Genomic DNA, 1561 nt, shown 5'->3' with positions numbered 1-1561 from the left:
TATCTTGATGATTCATCAGTTAAAGCTATCTACTGCTATGGCATCAGTTTCTATAACAAGCAGTGTGAAGTTTCTTGTACAAAGGTGAAATAAATGCTCATCAAACAGTGTTCAGTTAGATGAACACTGTTTATTGAATGCTTAATCTGTATTTAATTTTGGCTATATTTTTCAAATTTCTGTTTTCTCTTGTTTAGGAAAACAGCACAAAACAGAAGAATGATACCCGAAATTATATAAACTGATTTGAAGGATATGAGGGTTACCATAACACCTCCAATTACAGGTCCTAAGGCACCGCCAAGCATCTGAGATGAGAAAAGAATACCAAAAGCCTGTCCTCTGTTGTTATCTCTTGTATTTGTAACAAGAATTGAGTTAGCAAGAGGAAAAATTCCTGAAAAGCCAAGTCCTACTAAAAACTGTGTTAAAGCAAAGTATTTAACATCATCAGGAACAGCTTGAACAAGCATAAATGATCCTGCAAATGTTAAAGCAAGAACAAGAGATTTTGCAAAGCCTGCTCTTTGACCGAATCTGCCCCATAGCGGTGATGCAATAGCACCTGCAAGTCCACCTAAAGAGAGTATAAGACCGGTTATTAAAACGGCATTATCTGCATGATTTGTTAGTTTATCAACATACAAGGCTACTATAGGCTGAATCTGCAAAAGTACAAAATTACAGAGAAATACCACTATAAGAAGGCTTAGTATATTTTTGTTAGACAAGATCTCTTTTATTGCAGAATCTTCTTTTGCCTTTTTGGTTTTCTCTTCTTTTGTATCAGGCTCCTTGATAATGAAAACAGCACAAAGTGTAATAAACATGAGTACAGATGATCCAATAAAAAATGAATTTCTCATGCCCACAAGATTAGAGAGTAGCCCTCCTAATAGAGGCCCTGCAACCTGTCCTAAGATCATAGAGCTTTGCATAAGACCCATGCTTATACCAAGCCTGTTTTTTGGTACATAAGCAGATGTAAGAACCAGTAAAGCAGGCCACAGACCTGCTGCAAATCCCTGAAACGCTCTCATTAAAAACATCTGTTCAGGTGTTTTTACAATTCCACCAATAAAGTAGGAAACTGACAGTAAAAAGGCTGCTCTTATAACCATTGGTTTTTTACCAATTCTGTCTGAGAGTTTTCCCCAAAGAGGAGCTGCAAAGGCAGAAATTGCAAATGTAACAGCAAAGCATGCACCTGACCACATACTTACGTTATCAGATGATGCATTTAATTCATTTATAAGATATACAGGCAAAAACGGTATAAGCATGGTATAGCTTGAACTCATAAGACAGGCACATACCACAAGAATTGAAAGAAGGAGTTTCCAGTTCATAATATTTTGATAATGACAATTGATATATAAATGATATATCCAATTGTATTGATTATCAATTATGAAGAATTTTTAAGAATGTATATTTTTAAACAAATGTTCTTTGCAGAAAAATATAGGTGTTAAGTGATTATGTGGAAAATCTTTTAGTTATGACGCAAAGATCTTGAATTGATCGATCACTTTATCTTGATTTAATCGATCAGAAGATC

Annotated in this window: 1 protein-coding gene; it reads right to left on the bottom strand. The window is 34.8% G+C overall.

The window, feature by feature from the left end:
• Nucleotides 1–152: 152 nt before the first annotated feature.
• Nucleotides 153–1349 (bottom strand): MFS transporter, encoded by a 1197-nt coding sequence (locus J5V48_RS09665; protein ID WP_219938424.1) that lies wholly within the window; start codon nucleotides 1347–1349, stop codon nucleotides 153–155.
• Nucleotides 1350–1561: the final 212 nt, after the last annotated feature.

Source organism: Succinivibrio faecicola, assembly GCF_019448115.1.
Taxonomy (GTDB): Bacteria; Pseudomonadota; Gammaproteobacteria; order Enterobacterales; family Succinivibrionaceae; genus Succinivibrio; species Succinivibrio faecicola.
The sequence above is the reverse complement of the archived record's forward strand: the minus strand, read 5'-3'. Positions and strand labels throughout refer to the sequence as shown.